The sequence below is a fragment of the Janthinobacterium sp. FT14W genome (assembly GCF_009208755.1).
Taxonomy (GTDB): Bacteria; Pseudomonadota; Gammaproteobacteria; order Burkholderiales; family Burkholderiaceae_D; genus Janthinobacterium; species Janthinobacterium violaceinigrum.
The window spans coordinates 1-215 of sequence record NZ_WFLL01000198.1 but is presented as its reverse complement, the minus strand read 5'-3'; the positions used below and the strand labels follow the sequence as shown (position 1 = coordinate 215).

Genomic DNA, 215 nt, shown 5'->3' with positions numbered 1-215 from the left:
CACCAGCAAAATCCATGTCTGTGTCGATGGGCACGGTTTGCCGCTGTCCGTTCTTGTCACGGCCGGCCAGTGTAGCGACGCGGCCCATGTCGGACAGCTGCTCGATGCGATTGATGTGCCTCGTCCGGGCCGTGGTCGCCCCCGGAAAAGGCCGTCGAGCGTGCGCGTCGACCGCGCTTATGGTGCTCGGCATTATCGGCAACAGATCCAGGCCA

At 63.7% G+C, this 215-nt stretch carries 1 protein-coding gene; it reads left to right on the top strand.

The genetic code is table 11. The features are described 5' to 3' along the window. The coding region (locus GCN74_RS28600) for a transposase (protein ID WP_152259723.1) at positions 1-215 on the top strand (215 nt) is incomplete at both ends.